Origin of the sequence: Methyloceanibacter marginalis, assembly GCF_001723295.1 — a bacterium.
Taxonomy (GTDB): domain Bacteria; phylum Pseudomonadota; class Alphaproteobacteria; order Rhizobiales; family Methyloligellaceae; genus Methyloceanibacter; species Methyloceanibacter marginalis.
The window spans coordinates 1-1,438 of sequence record NZ_LPWD01000158.1; the positions used below are offsets into that span (position 1 = coordinate 1).

The window sequence follows — 1,438 nt, forward strand, 5'->3', positions numbered from 1 at the left end:
GCGCCGCGGGCCAGAGCGCGGATCTTTTGAACGACTTCCGCGCCGGCCATGAGGTGGGCGCGAGCCCCGCACGCCAGGTGATCGCGCAATGCGCGGGCGTCGTCGTCGGCAGCCTGGTGGGCAGTCTCGTCTATCTCGCGCTGATCACCGATCCCGACACGCAATTGCTCACCCAGGAATGGCCCGCGCCGGCCGTCGCCACGTGGAAGGCGGTGGCCGAGACTTTGGGCGTTGGGCTCTCCGGCATTCCATTTTCGGCACTGATCGCCATGGTCATTGCCGGCGCGATCGGCATCGTGCTGGCGCTGGTCGAGCGACGCGTCGACGGACAGCGGCTCCTGCTTGTGCCGAGCGGCGCCACGCTGGGGCTCGCCTTCGTGATCCCCGCTGGCACCTCGATCACGCTGTTTTTGGGTGCCGCGCTCGCCAGCCTGCTGCACTGGCTCGCGCCGCGCTGGGCCGCGCGTTTTCTGCTGAGCGCGGCCGCAGGCCTGGTGGCGGGCGAAAGCCTGTTCGGCGTCGTGTCCGTGTGGTTCTAGCTACTCGGCGGCTTCGGCGAGGTGATCGATGCCGGCCAGGTGGCGCTCCACGTCGAGCGCCGCCATGCAGCCGAGCCCGGCGGCGGTCACGGCCTGACGATAGACGTCGTCGGTGACGTCGCCGGCGGCGAACACGCCCTCCACGCTGGTCTCGGTGGAGCCCGGCTTCGTCTTGATATAGCCGCCGTGTTTCAGCTCAAGCTGCCCTTTGAACAGCTCGGTCTGCGGCGTATGGCCGATGGCGATGAACACGCCGTCGATGGGCATGGTGGTCTCTTCGCCGGTCTTCATATTCGCGAGCTTGACGCCTGTGACGCCGAGCGGATTTTCGTCGCCGAGCACCTCCGCGAGTTCGGTGTCCCACAGGATTTTGATTTTGGGGTGATCGAAAAGGCGCCGCTGCAGGATTTTCTCGGCGCGCAGCGCATCGCGGCGATGCACGAGCGTGACGTGCGAGGCAATATTGGACAGATACAGCGCCTCCTCGACGGCGGTGTTGCCGCCGCCGACCACGATGACGTTCTTGCCGCGATAGAAGAAGCCGTCGCAGGTGGCGCAGGCCGAGACGCCGAAGCCCTGGAACTTCTCTTCCGAGGGCAGGCCCAGCCAGCGCGCCTTGGCGCCGGTGGCGATGATCAGCGTGTCGGCGGTGTATTCCACGCCGCTATCGCCTTTCAGCCGGAATGGCCGCTGCTTGAGGTCCGCCTCAATGATCGTATCGGCGATGATCTCGGTGCCCACATGCTCGGCCTGCCTGCGCATCTGCTCCATGAGCAGGGGCCCTGGATCACGTCGCGAAGCCGGGATAATTCTCCACATCGGTGGTGATGGTCATCTGGCCGCCGGGCTGAATGCCCTCGATCAGGACCGGCTTCAGCATGGCGCGGGCGCGAGATGCG

1 protein-coding gene and 1 pseudogene are annotated in these 1,438 nt (G+C 66.6%); one reads left to right on the plus strand and one right to left on the minus strand.

All coding sequences use genetic code 11. The annotated features are described in order from the left end of the window. On the plus strand, nt 1-539 hold a 539-nt coding region (locus AUC71_RS06630; protein WP_193427023.1), incomplete at its 5' end, for an OPT/YSL family transporter. Here AUC71_RS06630 and trxB read toward each other — a convergent pair. Next, nucleotides 540-1,438: pseudogene (trxB, locus tag AUC71_RS06635) on the minus strand (thioredoxin-disulfide reductase); the annotation flags it as partial. It abuts the gene before it with no gap.